Annotated in this window: 14 protein-coding genes; 10 read left to right on the top strand and 4 right to left on the bottom strand. The window is 60.2% G+C overall.

Annotated features, from left to right (window positions below):
- Positions 1-185 precede the first annotated feature (185 nt).
- On the bottom strand, positions 186-5,009 hold the full coding sequence (locus tag JI75_RS08755) for a Spy0128 family protein (protein ID WP_052241591.1): 4,824 nt from the start codon (positions 5,007-5,009) through the stop codon (positions 186-188).
- Between the two features lie 512 nt (positions 5,010-5,521).
- On the opposite strand from JI75_RS08755, the gene JI75_RS04385 reads away from it, so the two are divergent.
- From JI75_RS04385 to JI75_RS04365, 5 genes are all read left to right on the top strand, one after another.
- Positions 5,522-6,187, top strand: a complete 666-nt coding sequence (locus JI75_RS04385; protein ID WP_052241590.1) for a 4Fe-4S dicluster domain-containing protein — start codon at positions 5,522-5,524, stop codon at positions 6,185-6,187.
- Positions 6,188-6,204: 17 nt separating this feature from the next.
- Positions 6,205-7,443, top strand: a complete 1,239-nt coding sequence (gene nrfD / locus JI75_RS04380; RefSeq protein WP_052241589.1) for an NrfD/PsrC family molybdoenzyme membrane anchor subunit — start codon at positions 6,205-6,207, stop codon at positions 7,441-7,443.
- A complete protein-coding gene (locus tag JI75_RS04375) occupies positions 7,440-10,676 on the top strand; it encodes a molybdopterin-dependent oxidoreductase (RefSeq protein WP_052241588.1) in 3,237 nt (1,078 codons plus the stop codon). Before nrfD ends, JI75_RS04375 begins: the two co-directional genes overlap by 4 nt.
- Before the next feature lie 153 nt (positions 10,677-10,829).
- The gene (locus tag JI75_RS04370; protein ID WP_039689049.1) at positions 10,830-12,551 is read left to right on the top strand and encodes an ATP-binding protein; all 1,722 of its coding nucleotides are present in this window, start codon (positions 10,830-10,832) and stop codon (positions 12,549-12,551) included.
- Positions 12,526-13,230: a response regulator transcription factor gene (locus JI75_RS04365; protein ID WP_039689047.1), complete on the top strand. Its 705-nt coding sequence runs from the start codon at positions 12,526-12,528 to the stop codon at positions 13,228-13,230. The genes JI75_RS04370 and JI75_RS04365 overlap by 26 nt, the downstream gene beginning before the upstream one ends.
- Positions 13,231-13,249: 19 nt before the next feature.
- Here JI75_RS04365 and JI75_RS04360 read toward each other — a convergent pair whose 3' ends face one another.
- On the bottom strand, positions 13,250-14,161 hold the full coding sequence (locus JI75_RS04360) for a diacylglycerol/lipid kinase family protein (RefSeq protein ID WP_039689045.1): 912 nt from the start codon (positions 14,159-14,161) through the stop codon (positions 13,250-13,252).
- Positions 14,162-14,433: 272 nt separating this feature from the next.
- On the opposite strand from JI75_RS04360, the gene JI75_RS04355 reads away from it, so the two are divergent.
- The 3 genes from JI75_RS04355 to JI75_RS04345 all read left to right on the top strand — a co-directional run bounded on the left by JI75_RS04355 (position 14,434) and on the right by JI75_RS04345 (position 16,399).
- The gene (locus JI75_RS04355; protein WP_039689043.1) at positions 14,434-15,063 is read left to right on the top strand and encodes a TetR/AcrR family transcriptional regulator; all 630 of its coding nucleotides are present in this window, start codon (positions 14,434-14,436) and stop codon (positions 15,061-15,063) included.
- Positions 15,064-15,179: 116 nt separating this feature from the next.
- Positions 15,180-15,662 (top strand): HsmA family protein, encoded by a 483-nt coding sequence (locus tag JI75_RS04350; protein WP_039689042.1) that lies wholly within the window; start codon positions 15,180-15,182, stop codon positions 15,660-15,662.
- A 239-nt stretch (positions 15,663-15,901) separates the two neighbouring features.
- Positions 15,902-16,399 carry a DUF3267 domain-containing protein gene (locus JI75_RS04345; protein WP_052241587.1) on the top strand — a complete coding sequence of 166 codons (498 nt, stop codon included), beginning with the start codon at positions 15,902-15,904 and terminating at the stop codon, positions 16,397-16,399.
- Between the two features lie 37 nt (positions 16,400-16,436).
- On the opposite strand, the gene JI75_RS04340 is transcribed toward JI75_RS04345, so the two are convergent.
- The gene (locus JI75_RS04340; RefSeq protein ID WP_039689041.1) at positions 16,437-16,772 is read right to left on the bottom strand and encodes an HIRAN domain-containing protein; all 336 of its coding nucleotides are present in this window, start codon (positions 16,770-16,772) and stop codon (positions 16,437-16,439) included.
- A gap of 155 nt (positions 16,773-16,927) precedes the next feature.
- On the opposite strand from JI75_RS04340, the gene JI75_RS04335 reads away from it, so the two are divergent.
- Entirely contained in the window at positions 16,928-17,422 is a 495-nt protein-coding gene (locus JI75_RS04335; protein WP_039689008.1) for a nucleotidyltransferase domain-containing protein, read from the top strand.
- Between the two features lie 71 nt (positions 17,423-17,493).
- On the opposite strand, the gene JI75_RS04330 is transcribed toward JI75_RS04335, so the two are convergent.
- Positions 17,494-18,576, bottom strand: coding sequence for an IS1595 family transposase (locus JI75_RS04330; RefSeq protein WP_052241584.1), 1,083 nt, complete (start codon positions 18,574-18,576; stop codon positions 17,494-17,496).
- A gap of 522 nt (positions 18,577-19,098) precedes the next feature.
- Here JI75_RS04330 and JI75_RS04325 point away from each other — a divergent pair.
- Complete coding sequence (locus JI75_RS04325; protein ID WP_039689040.1) at positions 19,099-19,344, top strand: excisionase family DNA-binding protein; 246 nt, start codon at positions 19,099-19,101, stop codon at positions 19,342-19,344.
- The last annotated feature ends 133 nt before the right edge of the window (positions 19,345-19,477 follow it).

Genomic DNA, 19,477 nt, shown 5'->3' with positions numbered 1-19,477 from the left:
TTTCCAGGCTCGTCTCCCAAGGGACGCTCTTTACCTACCTGGATCCCGAGCTCGCGTGGGAAACATTGTCCTATAACCCCAGTTTCCCTAGTCCGACCCCTTATGCAACGAGCCCCGAGATCGTACGATCTCGGGGCTCGCTCGGTTATCCAACCGTGCCGCAGGCTGCGGCATCGATTGCGCAGTTAGGACTTCCTCTTACGGGTAGACAGCTTGTAAGCCGCAGCGCTGGAAAGCGCTACCGCAACCGCCAACCCTGCAAGGATCCCAAGGTCGTCTCCCGTGCGGGGAGAAGCGCTTCTGGGAGCCACGACCTTCACCACCGTGTGGGGAGCTGCCGTCTCATCGGGGGTCTTCTTCCCATTATCGATGGGAGCAACGGGTTTGTCGTCGGTAGGTGCGGCCTTGTACGTGTTGGTGAAGCGCACGGCGCCGTCCATGCCATCAGGGTAGGCAACCGACGCCACAAGGGTGCCGTTCGCCCCGTCAGAAACCGTGACAACGACCTTGTAGGCATTGCTGTCGTACGTAACGTTGGCGAGGTTACCGGGAACCTCCTTCACCTCATAGGAGTAGACACCGGGCGTTGTGTAGGTTGCCTCGCCGAAAGACGCCTTGTGATCCTTGGAATCAGCTTGGACCGAAACCGCGGAAAGGGGAGTGGCCGGAGCCCCGTCAAGGGGCGAGATCTCAAACCGGAAGGAATCATCGGACTTCCACGCCCGACCCTCCAGTGCCTTCTCGACCTCGATAGAAGCCTTTACGGGCGCAGGCGCGATAACTTTCATGGTGAGCTGAATCGTCTCGTCGTCAGTAGCGACGAAATCCTTGCCGTCGGGCCACTGCACGCCGTTCCACGTGAACGAGAAAGCCCTATGCGTTCCCGCAGCAGAAGTGGCCGACGCACGGAAGCTGCCGCTGACCTCGCCTTTGATAGTGAGGAGGGAATCCGGGGCAGCGTTTCTATCGATCTTGATGCCGGGAACGACCAGCTTCATCCAGCCGTCGGCCCCGCCCGCCGCATCGACGATCTTCTCGAGGTCGCTGTAGGTTTTGATCCCGACGGGATCAGAAAGCGCAAACGTCACCGTTACGGTTTTCCCGCTGACGTTCACGTCGCTTACGGTGAAACCGCCGCCGAAGTCGACGGCCTTAACCTTGGAGGCGTCCAGATCACTGGGAAGCGTCATGCCGTCGGGCACCGTGAACGCCGCATCGAACGAGAAGCCTCCGATGTCCAACTTGATGCCGTCGTGGTCCGCTCCCGGATAGACGGCTTCGATCTTGTTCATCTGGTCCTGGATGGAAGCTGCGCTCACAGCGCCCGTCAAATCGAACGTAGATCCCTGAACGGCCTCGATAACCGCATCGTGCTCGGTATTAGCGCCCACCAGCATATCTGCAGGAAGGTTCGATTCCATCGGCGCTACGGCGACAACCGTGAAGTTGATGCCGGGATCGTTGGGCAGGGTGAAGTCGCGGCCCTCATCGGTCTGCCGGCCGGTCCAGTTGAACACGAAGACCTTAGCGGTTCCCGAATCCTTCTTGATGGCGCTCGCCTTGAACGAACCGGACACGCTGCCGGAAACCGTGGCGGTTTCCCCGGCAGCCAGATCGTCGTTGATCTTGATTCCGGGGATCGTAACTTTCATGATGTCGCCAAGGTTGTCGGCAACGGCCGTTTGAAGGTCCTTGTAGGTGTTGATACCGGTCTTGAGATCCATCTTGATCGTAACGGTATCACCCGAAACAGTCAGGTCGGATACGCTGAACGTGTCAGAGAAGCCCTCGAGCTTGACGGACTTCTTGGACAGACCTTCGGGAAGCGTCATCTTGCCGGGGATCTTGAAGCTCGCCGTAAACGAAGAGGCCATGTCCTCGAGCGCGATCGCGTCGTAATCGGTTGTGTTGGGGAACAGCGCCTCGATGCCCTTCATCTGGTTCTTCACCACGGAAGCATCGATCGTGCCCGTGAAATCAAGCGTCTCGCCGGGAACAACATCGTATACGGCGTCGTGCTCGGTTTCCGAACCGACCACGATGTCGGCGGGGATCTCCTGATCCATGGGCTTTACCACCAGCAGGGTTTGGCGGATATCGTTTCCACGAGGATCGGCGCTGCCGGCGATCTGATCACCGTTCCAGGTGAAGTCGAACTTCTTGACCTTACCGCTCACGGTGTTTTTCGCATACGAGGAGAATTCGCCGCTCACAACGCCCGTAGCCGTCAATTCCTGGCCGTTGGTCACGGCGTTGGAATCGAGCGTCAGCCCCTCTACCGTCACGGTGATGGGTTTGGCGATGCCGGATGCGTTTTGATCCTGGGCAACCATGGTTTGCACATCGTCTTTACCCGTTGAAAGCACGGCGTCTTTCAGCTGCTTGTAGTTCTCGAAGCCGCCTTTCAAACCAAAGCGCACCGTGACTTCCCGCCCATTGACGCTGACGCCGTCGAGGTTGAAGCAATCGCCCAAGCCCGTCGCCGTCACCTTGGGATTGGCGGGGATCACCACCTCATCGGGGAGTTTAATGGTGGCTTTGAAGGCGGATGCAGTGTCGGAAAGCGAGATCTTGGCAAGGTCGTCCAAACCGCCCGCGATGGAACTTTCAAGCGCATTCATCTGATCGACTATGATCTGGGCATCGACCGCTCCGGTCATGCTGAAGGCCTCATCCGTGGCGACTTCCTTGATAGACGTCGTCTTTTCCTGAGCCCCGCTCCACATATCGCTCGGGATAGAGCTTGCTCCCGCGATCTTTTCGATGGAAGGGTCGGGGTTCCACTTCAGATAGAACGTGAGGTCTTCGGTAAGTTTCACCTTGTCGTCAATGGTCGCCCTGGTAGAACCGGCCGTGTCGCTGAACCAATAGTAGTATTTGTGCGTGGTCCAGAAGAAGACCGTTTCCTCAACATCCTCGTTTCCGAGCACATGGTAGCTTCGCGTTGCGATTCCCGTGTAGGCGGCATCGGTGTCGCTGCTCACGGGATCGGCGATGCCCTTAGTCGAAGCGGTGACAGTACCGGTGCCCAACGACTTCAGCAGGTCGTTAAGGGTCATATCGTCGGATACCTTGGCCTGCTTCTTCGCGACTGCGATCTCGCCGCCGTTCGCATCGGAGACGATATCGAAAACGTCGGGGTTCTTCTTGAAAACGCTATCGGCGGTAAACGCACCGCCGTTTGCAGAGAACTTGACCGAAACAAGCTTGTCTTCCCAGGCTGCGTAAAGGTTCAAAACGGCCGTTCCCGCAGGGATGCTCAGCGTGTCGCCAACCGCAACCGCGTTACCCGCACCGTCGGGCTCGGTAGTCCAGCCCTTGAAGATCTTGCCGTTGCGCGCAAACGCAGGCGCAGCCTTCGTCACGTCGTCGATCGAGAGGACCTGCATCGTGCGGGCCGGGTTGCTCGAAGAGGCAAGATAAGTCACATCAGTATCGGCGCCGTTGTGGTACTTGACCGCGTAAGACGAAGCGTCGCTTTCCCACTTCGCGTACACCGTCGTATCGGCTGCAAGCACGACGCTGGCATCGAAGGCCTTTTCAGTACCTGCGGCGTCTTTGTAGAACCAGCCCAGGAACTTATAGCCCGGGGCAAACGGGTCATCCGGCATGGACACCGAGCCGCCCTCGACGGATTTTGCAGCCCCAAGAGCGTATCCGCGCATCGCGCTTGCCGTCTTGTCAGCCACAGATCCATCGGCGTACGCTGCGTCGACCTTCGAAGCGGCGTCGTCGGCATTCAGCTTGAAGGTCGACTTGGCAGCGGGTACCCACACGTGCTTCTCGCCGTCGCTCGACGCTTTGGAGACGGAGTAGTCGTACGCCTGGCCATCCTTGTTGAGGGGGTTGAGCATGTTGGTGGATGAATCCGCAAGGGTGAACAAAGAAAGCTGCTCGTCGCCATTAGCGGCACCGTTGGTAGGGATGGTGCTGCCAAGGCTGCTGTTGTAGCTCGGAGCGTACTTCACCAGATAGGAACCGCCCGTCACGATGAAGTTCTTCGACGTCTGCCCGGCTCCGTTGTCGCTATTCTTGGCTGCCGGGGTCTCGACCAGGCAGTTTTCCTTAAACTCGATCGAACCGTTGGTTTGGGCGCCGAAAAGGGCGCCGGCATTCTTGCCGTTTCCCTTGATGGTGGAGTTCGTGAGAACGACTTTGCCGGTGTTCACGTTAAGGCCGCCCGTACCGTTGTTAGTGAACTCCAACGTGGAGTTGGTGACGTTGATGGTGCCGTTTGCCGCTCCGATCGAAATACCCGCAGTCGATCCGGCGTTTGCTTTGATGTACGAGTTCACGATGCTCGAGGATGACTGGATAGTCATGCCCGTCTGTCCGTAGAACGACGGGTTGATGGTGAGGTCGGAGCCTTCCATGTTCAGCTTGTTCATGTAGAACGTCTGCCCGAACCCTTTGACGGTAAGCGAAGCGTTCTTCAGATTGAGGTCACGCGCATCGAACCAGGTGCGTGCCTGGGAAGTCACGTTGACCGTGCAGTTCTCAAACGTCATGCCCGAAGCATAGAAATTGGTATTGCTCTTATCGTCGGCCGTGATAACCAACTTGTCTTTGCCCGATGTTCCCTTCACCGTGCCGCCGAGGAACAGCCCGCACGTTCCGCTTCCCGCTGCGTTGTTCTTAAAGACGTAGGTGCCATCGGTGATGGTGGAGCCCTTCTCCGAGGTAAGTGCGGTTTTGAAACCCGTCATCGTGAGCGTTCCCGCGCCCTTGAGGGTAGAGCCGCCCTTCAGCACGATGCCGTTGATGCTGTTGCCGCTCCCGCTGATCGCAGCGCCTTCGGACTCGATGAAAAGCGTGACGCCCGAGGGGATGTTTGCGGTCGCGGAAAGAGCGAGGTTGCCCTTAACGTGGATGACGTTGATCGAGGTGTCGGCAGCCTGGCGCTCGAGCGCCTTGCCAAGCGTCTTCAGCATGGCACCGGCAGAGCCGTCATTCGAGTCGTCGCCGTTCGTGCCGTCGACCCAAAGCTCGGTAAGCGCCTGGGGAGCCATTGCGGGTTTGCTTTCCGCCGAGGCCGCCGGCTCAACGGCGGTTTCAACAGCGCTGGTTTGATCTGCGGTGTTTTCAGCTGGTTTTGCGGCAACGTCAGCGGTTCGATCGGCTCCCTCCGTTGCGCTGTCGTCCGCGCCGCCGCTTGCCTCTGCATTCGTAACAGACGGGGCTTCAGCTGTTGAGCGCTCGTCTACGGCTCCTTCTGTCGGAAGGGCATTGGCGATGCCGCCGATCGGAAGCATGGACGAGACTAAAACGCCTGAAATCCCAAGTGCGATGACCTTTTTCAAGATCCTACGTGACCTCTTCACGATGTTCTCCCTTGCTTTGCGGTGCTTGGTCCGTATGTAACTCTGCATTTTACTACTTTCCATAAGAAAAGGTCTATGAACTGGGCGTTAATGTTTTACTAATAGTTATGCAAGAAAGAATGAATACGGCTGCTATAGAGGTTACCCGGGCTCCTTCCTATACTTGCCCTTATGAGGGGGAACAATCGAAGGGAGGGGACATGGCAGCTTCGAGCGAAGGCTTGTCCGAACGCGCGCCGCATTGGGGGATGGTCATCGACCTGTTCAAATGCATCGGATGCGACGCCTGCACCGTTTCCTGCAAAGCCGAGAACCGAACGCCGCCCGGCATCACCTACAACGTGGTGCTGGAAGAAGAGGTGGGAACGTATCCCAACATGCGCGTGCGCATGACGCCGCGTCCGTGCATGCAATGCCAAAACGCGCCCTGCGTGGAGGTCTGCCCGGTGAAGGCATCGTATCGGGGCGAAGACGGGATCGTCGTCATCGATGCGAACCGCTGCATCGGGTGCCGGTACTGCATCGCGGCTTGCCCCTACGGTGCGCGCTCCGTTGACGAAGGGATGTCGTATCGCACCGAAATGCAGGCGGCCGACCAGGTGACGGTGCCCGAGTACGGCGTCGAGCGCACGGGTCACATAAAAGACCAGGGTCTCCAGGGAACCGCGCGGAAGTGCACGTTCTGCTCGCACCGAATCGCCCACGGGGAGGTTCCGGCTTGCTGCGAAACCTGCCTGGGAGACGCCCGGGTGTTCGGGGATCTGAACGATCCGGAGTCGGCGGTTTCCAAGCTCGCATCTTCGTCGCGCGCATCGCGGCTCAAAGAGGAGCTGGGCACCAATCCGTCAGTCTATTACCTGAGGTGATAACAATGGCATCTAGAATGGCAAACACCGCAGCACCGGGACGCGCCCCTTTTAGAAGGCCCGCCCTGGCGTGGGTCGCTGCGACCTTCGTCTTGATAGCTTTGGGCGCCCCCTTCCTGTTCGCGCGCTTGTCCGAGGGGCTCATCATCGCCGATACCACGAACCGCGTCCCATGGGGTTTGTGGGTGGTCGCCTACACTTGGTTTTCAGGCCTCGCCGGGGGATTGTTCCTGATCTCGTCGCTTTGGTACCTGTTCAGGATAAGGCGCTTCGCTTCCGTGGCGCGCCTTTCGCTTGTGGGGAGCCTGGTCTTTCTAGCTGTATCCATGGTTCTCATCGGCCTCGACCTGGGGGCCTTGGGCAACGCCGCGGGGGCGATCCTGCATTTCCGTTGGTCCTCGGCGCTTTCCTGGGAAATCAAGCTCTACCTTGCGTTCCTGGTCATCGCGGGAATCCAGCTGTTGCTCGTCCTTAAGGGCGATCCGTCTTGCGAAACGCGGCGCGCAAACCGCAACTTCGCCATACGCGTCCTTGCGGGGTTGGGCGTTGCTCTGTCGTTCGTCGGCCCTCCCAGCGGTACGGGGATGCTCTTCGCCGCCGTCAAGGCGCGCGATTTCTGGAGCGACGGAGCCACCGTCGCGCTGTTCTACGCCGCCGCCGTGGTGACCGCCGCATCGTTTCTGCTGGTCGCCAGCGTCGTCCTAGCCCGCATTCGCCGCGAGGCCCCCGACTCCGAGACCACGAAGGGTCTTGCGTGCGTGCTTCTATCGTCGATGGCCGTATCGGCTTTCGCCACGTATTTCCAGCTGACGCCATCGCTCCTGCCTGCAGAATCGTCCAGCGGCCAAGCAGCTCAGATCATCCTGACCGGCTCCTTCGCACCGCTGTTCTGGATCGGTGCGGTGGGGATCGGCTGCGTCTTTTCCGCCGCTTTGGCTGTAGCGGCTCTGCGCAGCGGAAGCGGCGCATGTGCGGCTGCTGCCGGCGCTTGCGCATTGATAGGCGTTTTCGCGCTGCGCTACGCATTCGTGACCGTCGGTTTCCTCGTTCCGCTGCTGCCGGGGCTTCCCGCAGCCTCGTACGCCCCCAATATCGCCGAGATAGGGGTGGTGGCTTTCGCTTCGGGGCTTGCATTGGGTCTGTTCGGCCTTTCACTCAGGCTGCTCGACCCCGACTCGGTAAGGGTTCGGGGAAGCGAAGCGGCCGCAACGGTGAGCGAGATGAGACGGGACGCCGGAGAGGGGGCCCTGAAATGAAACGAGACGAAGTGAACGTAAAAGACAACGAGCTGGAGAATGCCGAGGCGACGGAAAGGGACCGCTTCGGAACCCCCTCGCGACGGGCGGTTGTCGGAGCGGGTTGCGCTGTGGCCCTCGGTGCGGTTGCCGTGGGCGCGGGGATCGCATCGCACATAGCCGGCAACGACCCTTACACCGACGACGCGCACGGACGTGGGGACTCGACCGATTCCTACACGGCCGAGGACGTGATCCTGTCGATGTGCAACGGCTGCAACACCTCGTGCCCCATCAAGGTGCGCATCTGCGACGCGGCCGAAGACGCGCAGGGAGCGACAGCGCTGGTGCGCAAGATATCGGGCAATCCGTATTCCCCGCTGAACACGCAGCCCTATGCCCCGATGCCCTACGGCACTTCTCCCCGCGACGCGTTGGTCCCGGACGGGTCCTTCAAAACGAAGGGCCGCTCTGCGAGCGGCGGCGTCACCTGCCTCAAAGGCCAGGCGGGCGTTCAGATTGCCCACAACGCCCTGAGGGTCACCGAACCCTTGCGGCGCGTCGGCAAGCGCGGCGAGGACCGGTGGGAAAGCGTATCGTGGGATACGGCCCTCAACGAGATCATCAACGGGTCGGACGCCTTGGGAACGCCGGGCATCTCCTCGTGGTGGGCCTATGCCCCCAAAGAGAAGGTCGATGCCGACGTCGCGCTGGTGAAATCGGGCGCGATGTCCAAAAAGGAGTTCGACGACAAATGGCGCGACACGCTCATCGATGTCGATCACCCCGACTTGGGACCCAAATCGAACCTGCTGTGCTCGTTCGGAAGCGACCGCGGGTTCATCAGCAGCCGATTCGTCCAGAAGGGCCTGGGCACCGTTAACACCTACGGGCACGGCGGCGTATGCGGGTTCACGGGCGCCGTCAGCAACGCCCGCACGCACCCGACCACCGGTTTCAACCGCATGTACCCTGAAATCGACCACTGCGAATGCCTGATCATCTGGGGAACCGAACCCATGACGGCGAACAAGGGGCCCACCTGGTTCGCCCCGCGCCTTTCAGTCGCGCGCGCTCGCGGGATGAAGCTGTTCGTGGTCGACCCGCGGCAGGGGAGAAGCGGGGCGAAAGCCGACCTGTGGCTTCCCGTCGTTCCCGGAAAGGATACGGAGCTCGCGTTCGCCATGGCGTCGTGGATCTTGGCGAACAAGCGCTACGACGAGCGATACCTGACCGCCCCGGGAAAGCGCGCGGCTGACAGCATCGGCGAGCCCACCTGGTCGGATGCGACGCACCTGGTAGCCGTCGACATGCCGAACCGCCCCGTGGTAACCGCCAAGCTCCTCAGCCGGTCCGCAGACGGCACCCCCGACGATACCCGTTTCGTGCTCGTCGACGGCGAGCTCGTTTCAGCGGACGAAACCGTCGGCGCCGCAGATCTGGAGGTCGATGCCGAAATCGAGGCCGACGGGAAGACCATACGGGTGAGAAGCGTGTTTTCTCTGCTTAAAGAGCGGATAAACGAGCATTCCCTCGACTATTACGCCGAGCAGAGCGGCATCGACGTGTCGATTATCGAAGAAGTGGCGCGCGAGTTCACTTCGCACGGCAAGCGGGCGGCCATCACCTCGTACCGCGGACCCTGCATGCACACCAACGGCTACGATGCCGTGCGGGCCATAAACTACCTGAACTTCCTCATCGGCAACAACGACTGGAAGGGCGGAAACCTCGCTTCGGGGGCGAAGTACGAAACCGGCAACGGGCGCTACGACCTGGCCACGGTTCCCGGAGGGTACAAGCCATGGGGCATCGCGGTATCCCGCCACAACGTCGCCTACGAGAAGACCTCGTATTTCGAGCAGGACGGCTATCCTGCCAAACGGCTGTGGCTTTCCATGTCCACGAACCTGATACAGGAAGTGGTGCCGACGCTGAGGGCCGGCTACATCTACGACCATCTGGGCGCGCTGTTCATGCATCGCTACTCCCTCGTGGATTCGGCCCCGGGCGGAGACCGCATGGCCGACGTGCTGACCGACACCGACAAGATCAAGCTCATCGTCGCGTTCGACGTCGAAATCGGGGACACCGCGCGCTACGCCGACTTCATCCTGCCGGACCGGACGTTTCTCGAGCGGTTCACGCAGGAGGGGATCTACCCCACCCAGCCGTTCAAGCTGCTTCCGCTGGGCCAGCCGACCACGCGCATCTTCGAGGGACCCCGTCCCACCGAAGCCGTGTACATCGAGCTTCTGAAGCGGATGGGCAAGCCGGGCGTGGGCGAGGGGGCCATCCTGAAGGGAAAGAACGGCTCCGATGCGGCTCCTTCGGCACTGAACAGCGAATACGACTACTGGATGAAGCTGGTGGCGAACGTCGCCTACTCGGACGAGCCCGTTCCCGACGCTGATGCCGACGAACTCGCGCTTTTCGAGAAGGTGCGCAGGCGGGCGCTGGGCGATGGGTTCGACATCGATCAATGGAAGGCTGCCGTGATGCCCGAAGAGTGGCCGAAGGTCGTGTACGTCCTCAACCGCGGAGGGCGCTTCGCACCCGCCGACCGGCTTGCGGGAGACGGCTTCGAAGGAGAATGGCTCCAGTACCGCTACGGGGCGCTGTGCGCTTTCTACGATCCCAAGACGGCGGCGACGAAAGACGCCCTGAGCGGCAAGAACCATGACGGGCTCGCGCATACCACGCCGATCACGTATGCGGACGGAACCGAGGTGGAAAAGCCCGGGGAGTACCCGCTTGCCATGATCACCTGGAAGGCGCGTGCGAACGGTACGTACCGCCTGATGCCCTCGTCGTGGTTGCGCGAGGTGGAGACGGAGAACTTCGTTTGGATGTCGCCAAGCGACGCCCGCGCCCGAGGGCTCGAGAACGGGGACGCCGTCGAAATCGAGAGCTCGGCGGGTTCGGCCCAGGGGCATGTGAAGGTGACCGAGGGCATACGGCCCGGTGTGGTGGGCAGCGCGTACTCGTTCGGCCACCGGGGGTCGCGCGCCTACCCGATCGTCGTGGACGGCGTCACCTACGATGCGGCGCCCGATTACCTGGCCGAATCGCGGGTGAGAGACGGCGAGATCCCGGGGCATCAGGAGACGGGCCTTGCGGGGGGCCGCAACCGAGGGTTCAGGCACAACGCCCTTCTGCCCGACGACGTGGTCGAAGGCGGAGGAGGGCTCATGGACCGCATAGGAGGCGGCGCCGCCCAGCTCGATTTGTGGGTGGAGGTCAGAAAAGCATAGTTAGGCCGGAGGGCGAGCGGATCTCCCGCTCGCCCTCCGCATATTCGGGTATCCTCGATCCGAGGGATTTTCGACTCGAAACATCCGAGTTTCAAAAGGGAAGGGTCGATCCGCCGAAGACGGCGCAAACGCTCAAGGGGATCGGGGGTTCGCGTGGCGCAGGGTGAGACAAAGGCGAGCATTGGGCTGAAGGCCAAGATCATCGGCCTTCTGGGAACCGTGCTGCTCGCATTGGTGCTGGTCGACGTCGCATGGACGTACCACACGCAGAAGCAGGCGACCGAAGGCGTCATGCTGCAGGAATCGCGCATCTTGGTTACGGAGATGAACGCGGTATGGAAATTCGTTTCCATAAACCAAGACATTATCAACCGCTCGGCAGACGGAACGTACGACTACAAGGGCCTGCATTGCGCTCTCGCCGGGGAAGAGGTGGCGACGTTTTTCTCGGACGACTCCGACTACTCGATCCGCTTCACGCGGCTTTCCCCCCGCAATCTGAGGAATTCCCCGGACGAGTACGAAAAAGACGCTCTCGAGCGCTTCGCCGACGGCACGACGAGCGAGCAGTACGGCTTTTCGAGCCAGGACGGACGGTCGGTGTTTCGCTACCTGTCGGTTATGAGGGTGTCGGAGAACTGCACGGAATGCCACGGACGCCCCGCAGGACAGATCGACCCGACGGGATACCCGAAAGAAGGCTGGGAGGTCGGCGATGTGGCTGGGGCCGTGAGCGTAACGGTTCCCACCGACTGGTACTTCTCGAATATGCACGACGCCATCCTGCGAGGCGTGCTGTTTTTCCTAGCGACGATGGTCTGCATGGCGGCGATCGTCTATTTCGCGCTTACGCGCCTGGTCACGAATCCGCTTGCGAACCTGAGGCGCACCTTCGTCAGGATGTCGTCCGAACCGTCCGCAACGGGGCTCGATACCGCCGTCGAACGCGTCCGGCCCGTTTACTCCTCAACCGAGATCGACGATCTGCTCGCACAGTTCGAGCTGATGGCAGAGCGTCTGTCGTCGATGTACTCGAACCTCGAATCGCAGGTGAGGGACCGCACGACGCAGCTTTCCGCGGCGAACGAGGAACTCGAGCGGCAACGGCAACACGTAGAGCGCGTCAACGACCGTCTGAAGAGGGAGAACCGGTTCAAATCGGACTTTCTGGCCATCGTGAGCCACGAGCTGCGCACCCCGCTCACCTCCATCCTCGCCTTCACCGACCTGATGGAGGAAAGCGTGCCGGCAAGCAACGCGCTTGCGCGCACTCAGCTCGAAGAGATCGGGAAAAACGGGCGCATACTGCTCGAGATGGTGGACAACGTGCTTGAAACCGCGCGCATCCAGGTTGGATCCGAGAAACTCAACCTCGAATGGATCGATTTGGGGGACGTGGTGGGCATGGTCGAGGCATCCAGCAGGCCGCTCGCCGAGAAGAAATCTATAGACTTCACCGTCTCCATCGGCTCGGACGTGCCGATTATCAGGGGGGATTGGGAGAAAACCCGCCGAATCCTCGTGAACCTCGTCAGCAATGCGATCAAGTTCACCGGAAAGGGCGGAACGGTTCACGTCGGAGTCTCCTACGATGCGGCCGACGAACAGGTTTCGCTTAAGGTCGTTGACAGCGGGATCGGGATTCCCGAGGATAAATGGGATCTGATCTTCGAGCGGTTCTCGCAGGAAAACATGTCGACAGTGAGACGCTACGGCGGAAGCGGCTTAGGGTTGTCCCTGGTCAAGGAGCTTTCTGAGATGCTGGGCGGATCGGTTTCCCTGACAAGCGAACCCGGTTCGGGCAGCACGTTCACGGTTCGGCTACCGATCAAACAGGAAGGGGACGAACATGACGAAGATCATGCTTATCGATGACGACGAAAGCCTGCAGGTTCTCATCGGGCAGATCGCCGCGCGGGACGGTTACGAGTACTGCTGCGCCGCAAACGGCGTCGACGGCCTCGATATGCTGCGCACCGAGCGGCCCGATTTCCTTATTCTCGACGTCATGCTTCCCGACACGAACGGGTTCGAGATCTGCGAGCGCATCCGATCCGAAGGGGAGGAGCTTCCCGTCCTGTTCCTGTCATCGAAAGGGGATATCGTCGACAAGAGCATCGGATTCAAGGCAGGGGCAGACGATTACCTGGTGAAACCCTTTCAACCCATAGAGCTTTCCCTGCGCATCAAAGCGCATTTGCGGCGCAGGGCCCCCGCCGCCCGAACCGATCCGCGCGCAACCAAGAACCGCGATTCCTACCATGTGGGCGACTTGGAGGTGTTTCCCGGGAAGTACGAGGCGCGCCTTCGGGGCGAACCGGTGGCGCTCTCCGTGCGTGAATTCGAGCTGCTCGAACTGCTTGCGTCCGATCCCGGCAACGTGTTCACCCGAGAGCAGATCATCCGGCATCTCTGGGGAGACGCCGAGGCGGCCGACCCTAGCAGCATCACGGTTTTCGTGCGCAAGATCAGAGAGAAGATCGAGGACGACCCGTCGCGGCCGCGTTATCTCACCACCGTATGGCGCGTCGGGTATCGGCTCGCCGAGGATTAGAGGCGGGCAAAGGCATCCGTTATGCGAGGTCTTTGCGCAGAGGAAACGTCCTCAATCGTCCTGGCTGAACCGTTAGATCCACGGGAAGAAGAGGCCCGTCGTCGCCATCCATGCCGCAGCGCATATCTCCATCGAGGCATTCGACGCGAATATGCGACCCGCAAAGAAACATCACGTTGTCGTTTTCATCGATGCTCTGGGTCACCGCATCGGGGACCAGGGACAGAAGCGATGCAAGCGACGCATCTTTGAGCGCGAGCAAATAGATGAGCCCGTTATCGATCTCGGTGTCGGCGTTGGAGATGAACAGGTTAACAAGCGTGTTCGCCGACAGAGCCACGAATGAATTGATATCTTCCACCATGGCATCGCCGTCGACCGAAATGCGCAGTCGATGATGCCGATCGTCTCCGATTCGCTGCAATTCGCTGGCCACGTATGCCAAGAAACCGAACCGGGCCTTGTCCTCCGACGGCACCTCGCGGATTCCCTCGGGGAGGGACCCGCCCGTTAGGGTGTAAGTGAAAGGGACTCCGTTTGCGAAACAAACGTCGAGCGGAATGGCGGTATCGAAGTCAAGCGCCTCGAGGGTTTCGACCGCATCAGATGGCAGGCCCAACGTTCGAGCGAAGCCGTTTCCGGTTCCTCCAGGTAGTATCCCCAAAATGGGGATCTCCTCTTTTTCGCCCACCCCGTCTAGAAGCCCGCGCACCACGGTGCTTACGGTGCCGTCGCCGCCCATAGCGAATACGGCGTCGAACCTGTTTTCACGCGCATCCCGAGCCAAAGCCATAGCGTTATCGGCGCTTGTGCTGACGTGGGCTTCCACGACGTCGAAGGAAGACCGAAGAAGCCGCTGCGCCTCTTCGGAAACAGACGCACCCTCGCCGCGTCCTGAAGAAGGGTTGATGATCAGCCTGGCGGTTCGCATGGGCATCCTTCCTGCGAAGGGGTCTCCGACGGGTTAAGGAGAGTCTGAAAGGTCGTTTGCGGGTTGTCAAACCTTCCATCGGGGATCGAGCTTGATCCCGATGGGAGAGGCCTCCTCGAACGGCGCCCTTCGATGAGAAACGCGACGGGCAGGGGATAGGGTTTTTTGCCATCGGCTTGAAACATGCAAACAGCGAGAAGGTTTCTATAATGAATTGCCGAGAGCTATTGGATAGCGATCCGTTCTGCCGCAAACCGCAGGGAAGATAGCACATGGCCGTAGATCCCACCTTTTCCGTTGGCGAGACTCCAGGAAGTCGCGCCCTCGACCCCGCGAACGACGACATCGCGGCCCGAAAGCGCAGAATCGTTGATGCTGCCGTCGAAATAGGCAGTCGTCAGGGTCTCGCTGCCATATCGGCCCGAGGCGTGGCACGCGCTGCAGACGTTTCGGTCGGCTACCTGTACAAGGTCTTCCCCGCGAAAAGCGATATCGTCGTAGCCGCCGCCACGCATTACTTCGAACAGGCGCTCTACAAGGATCTATGCCATACAACGACCGGGGAATCGTACATCGATTACTGCCGGAGGCTCTGCGACCGCGCCACAGAGGCCGTCGCTACGTTCAGGGGCGAATGGCTCAGAGATGCGGAAAGCCTTCCGCATGCCGACTTGATAGCCGCCCGGATTCGCATGGGAAGCGCGATAGAGCATGCGAAAAAGGGCCTCGTGGCGGTTCTCGAGAATGACGCCGCAATCGATTGGGAAGGCGTGCTGGCAAGCGTAAACGCCGCTTCGGTCGCCGAATTCACCGCTCGTTCCCTGGTGGAGTCTTTGCGAGAGGGGAGTGGAGGACACGAGGTGCTGCTCGCCCTTCTAGAGCGTGGGCTCTACCGGGTTTAGGCGCCCGGGCCTCGTGAACATGAGCCCCTTGTTGTTCACGTTGCGGATCCTAGTATGAACCCATCGAAGGGCCGAGGCGAGGTACCCGGCCCGTAAACCGATGGGACGGTACTTACATGAACAACATGCTTGCAATCGCATCGGGAGCTATCACGCTTGCCCTCGTTTTCTACACGATCGGCGTTTTCACCGAACGGCGCGCCGGTTCCCTGAGAAAAAACCATCTGGCTTTTTTCTATCTGGGCCTCGTATTCGACACGACGGGGACGGCCTTCATGTCCCAGATGGCGCACGGCGGTTTCGCCAGCCCGATACACGCGGCAACCGGGGCTCTTGCAATCGTGCTCATGCTCGTTCATGCAGTGTGGGCCACGGTCGTGTATCTGCGGAAGAACCCCGAGGCGATCGCGCGATTCCATCGCCTGAGCATGAGCGTCTGGCTTGTCTGGCTCGTTCCATACATCTGCGGCATGTTGATGGGAATCCCCGCGATAAGCCTCGGCTCGAATGCGGCGGCGCTCGTTGCAGTCGGGTTATCGCTTGCGATAGGTATCATCATGTGCGCGCGTCAGACCCCGAATCCGCATCGACAGGCGTAGCGGGTCCTCTGGCAAAACGCTCATGGCGGCTATGAGATAATAGTTCGTGCCGCTCGTTCATCCCTAACTCTCGAAAGGATATCGCCGTGAGCCAAGGCAGTAGGAACCAAGCACCAGATGCGCGCCGCCTTTCCGCTGCCGAGCAACGTAGGGCCAATCGCTTTCGGACCGTATGCGAATCGATGAGCAGGGAAGGGTATGAACAACATGAGCTTCTTATCAGTCCTATAGGGGCGAATGTGGCAGTTTTGCTGGCGGCGGTTCCCCTTACGATGCTGACGTTTGCGCTGTATGCAGCAGTGGCGGGAGGGTCCCCGAATCGCTTCGAGTTCACGTTCGACCCGCTGGTTCTCGTCGCGGTAATTGCGTTGATCGTCGTCCACGAGCTGATCCACGGATTTACATGGGGGCTGTTCTCGAAGAACCATTACCGCGACATCGAATTCGGCGTCATCTGGAAGTGCCTGATGCCGTACTGCACCTGCACAGCCCCTCTTAAGAAAGGGCCCTACATTCTCGGAGGCCTCATGCCGCTGATGGTTCTGGGGCTGATCCCGCTTGCATACGGCATTGTCACCAGCACGCCGGGCGTTACCGTCGTAGGAATGCTGATGACCCTGTGCGCGGGAGGAGACGTGCTTATCGTGATAAAACTGTTGCGTTTTCGGACCACTGCGTCCGACGTCGTGATTTACGACCACCCCACCTGCGGGGGAAGCGTTGTGTTTACGCGGTAGAGCCGTGGCCAATAACGGCTGGGGGATGGACGCGCGGTTATTTCCCCGCGGTTTTGTCAGTCACGTAGAGGCCCACACGCACTTGCTTCCAGGTGTCCGCTGCGGGATCGACTTTGAGGATGCGGCATTCCAACACGTCGCGGTGTCCGAAGTGCAATAGCTGTGAGACTATACCGTTTTCGCTTCGAGGCACATACCCGAGTTTAACTCCATCGCGGTAAATGGCCACCGCATCGGGGTCCGCTGCATTGTCGGACTCGGCCACAAGGGAAAGCCCTTCTCCTACTTTCAATGCCGAAAGGACGGTGGCCCCGTCCCAATAACGCATGCCGGCGATGTCGAAATCTGCGATATACCGAGTTCTGCATTCCATTTTTTCCCTCTCATCAATTCAACCAGTAGTCAGATTCTACAGCGGGGCCGATTCACAGGTGTCCCCGTTATCCGTTGTGTTAGACCACTTTGGATACTGGGACTTTTCCTATAATCTTTCTTGCTTAAATAGCAGGCGAAAGCGAAGGAGCTCCTATGGTCACCAAGGATGATGCGTGTTGGATAATCGGCCTTTCCGCAGGTGCGGGCATTGGCGTATATCTTGATGGCGGCTGGGGCGTCGATGCGCTTGTCGGGCGTGAGACCAGGGCTCATAACGACATCGACCTGTTCGTTCAGCGCGGGGATTACCAAAGGTTCGTGGATCTAATTGCTGATGAGGGGTTTTCCGAGGTGGCTGCATCTTTCACCACCGAAGATCACACGGTGTGGCAAGACGAGGCGGGGCGCATCGTCGACCTGCATTGCTTCGATTTCGCCGAGAATGGCGATATTCTGTATCAGGGAGATCGTTTTCCCGGGGAGGTCTTTTCGGGGAGGGGGCGCATCGGCGAGGTGGAGGTGTCGTGCATCGACCCCGAAAGCCAGCTGTTGTTTCACTTGGGCTATCAGCATGACGAGCACGACGTCCACGATGTCATGCTCCTATGCCGTGAGTACGGTTTCGACGTTCCCGAAGAATATCGCTAGCTGTTGCTTTTTGCATCGGGTCACGACTTCAGCGCTTGCCGCAGATGCGCTGCGCCAGACCGCCCTGGACATCACGCCACGCCGTATATGGCCCTCCGCGCACGCGAGTCCCATTTCGCCTGCTTGATCCAGTACTCGTAGAACGGATAGGGGGTCACCTTGTACTGGCGCCAGGTCTTCTCGTACGTGCCGCGGGCCGCCTGCCTCACTATGAGCTCGGCGAGCTCGTCCGCGCTCCTGCGGACCTTGAAGCACCACGTCCACTTGAACCAGGCGAGGTAGTTCTCGAGGCGTCTCGTGGAGACGCCCCGGAACCTGCCGATGAAGTGCCTCATCTGGGAGTGGAGGCTGTTCACCCTGTTGATGGCGTGCTCCTCCCTCTTGCTGGCGATGTGCTCGCCGACGCCGAGGGCGGGCAGGACGCGGCGGTACACGTGCGCACGGTCCGTCGAGATTATCGCGCCGACCGCGAGCTTGTCGGCGAGCAGCTCCCTGGCTGCCGCCTCGTCGAGGCCGCCCCTCCCCGCGATCTCGTAGAAGATGTCGCCGGCGTCGTTGATGCCGGTGAGCACGCATATCTTCTCGTGCCCGTCGGTTCCCTGCGACCTTGCGCGGGGCTTCCTGGGCACGCCGGACTCCGACCTGGAGCGGTTTCCCTTGAAGCTCTCCCTGAAGAAGCACTCGTCGAGCTCGGCCCCGCCGCCGGCCTCCACGCGGAAGGCGGGCATGCGCTTGGCCATGGCCTCGAGCAGCCTGTGGCGCATGAAGAACGCCGTCTTGAGGCACACGCCGCACTTTTCCGCCGACTCGCGCAGCGGGAGCATGTCCACGTGGCACTCCGCGAACCTCATCCAGGCCGACCTGTCGAGCTTGGTGGTGGAGAAGATGCGCATGGTGGCGTCGGTGAAGGTCCTGGCGCACCCTCGGCAGAGGAACCGCTGACGGCCGCGCCCGTCTCGCCCCCTCTTCACGTAATGCGGGGAGCCGCACCAGGGGCAGGCTCTGTCGGGATCGTCTTCCGCCCCCTCGCTTGCCGCGAGGTCGAACAACTCCGCGTCTATCAGCGCCTTGAGCGATCTCAGGGCCCTGCTCTTCTCGGCAGCCGTCATCTGCGGGAGGAACTGCCTCGTCAGCTGGGTGAGCACGTCTTCCATTGCAACCTCCATCTTTCCTGATGATGGAATTGTCGCAATTGGGGGTCCTGCTGCGTGTACTGTGCATAGGACACTTATCCAAAGCGGTCTAACACAACGATTAGGACGGACAGGCTCGAATAGCTCCAGGTAATACCATTTTTCAAGCTCGCCAACTACGCGTGAGCCTGTCGGTCAAGCCTGCCTGCACGTAAGAGCAGCATAAACACAGCACGGGTGGTGATGCGATGTACGTCAGGAACAGTTAGCGCCGGGCGAAGGTCGCATTTCAGCATTGGCGCTGAGCATCCTGCACCGTCGAATAGCGAGGCACTTTCACAGCTGCTGGGACAATCTGTCTCAGCGAGACATCCAACCGATATTATGCCAGTTTCTTGAATATGGGACTTAGGGAACCCAAGGGAACCGAAGCCCATTCCTCTCAAAAGACTCCTTTCCCGCTTTCGTGTAGAAGGCTGATGAACGTACATGGCGTAACGCCGCGGAACGCAGCGATACGGCGCGGAAAGGATAGGAGGACGCATGAGACCACAAAGCGACTGCAGCGGCTGCACTGATCAGAACCAGGCCGTGAGTGGCCCCAGCGAATGGATGACCGTAGCCGAAATGCAGGAATACATGCATGCCGGAAGGACCAAGGCCTATGAGCTCATCAAGGCCGGAGAGGTCAGGTCGTACAGGCTGGGAAGGAGGATTCTCGTGAACAGGCTGTCTCTTGACCGATACATAAAAGCAAACGGAACACTTGGCGACCAACCGAACAAATGAGGTCCGAGCCATGTTGATTGCACCCGAAGCTTCGGCGCTATCGAAGGGCGAGGCATCGTCTTGCCGCCTCAAACGAACTCGAAACGAGGCAGACGATGAATGATGCAACAGGACCTAGACCAGTGCCACCTCA

The organism is Berryella intestinalis, assembly GCF_000814825.1.
Taxonomy (GTDB): domain Bacteria; phylum Actinomycetota; class Coriobacteriia; order Coriobacteriales; family Eggerthellaceae; genus Berryella; species Berryella intestinalis.
The sequence above is the reverse complement of the archived record's forward strand: the minus strand, read 5'-3'. Positions and strand labels throughout refer to the sequence as shown.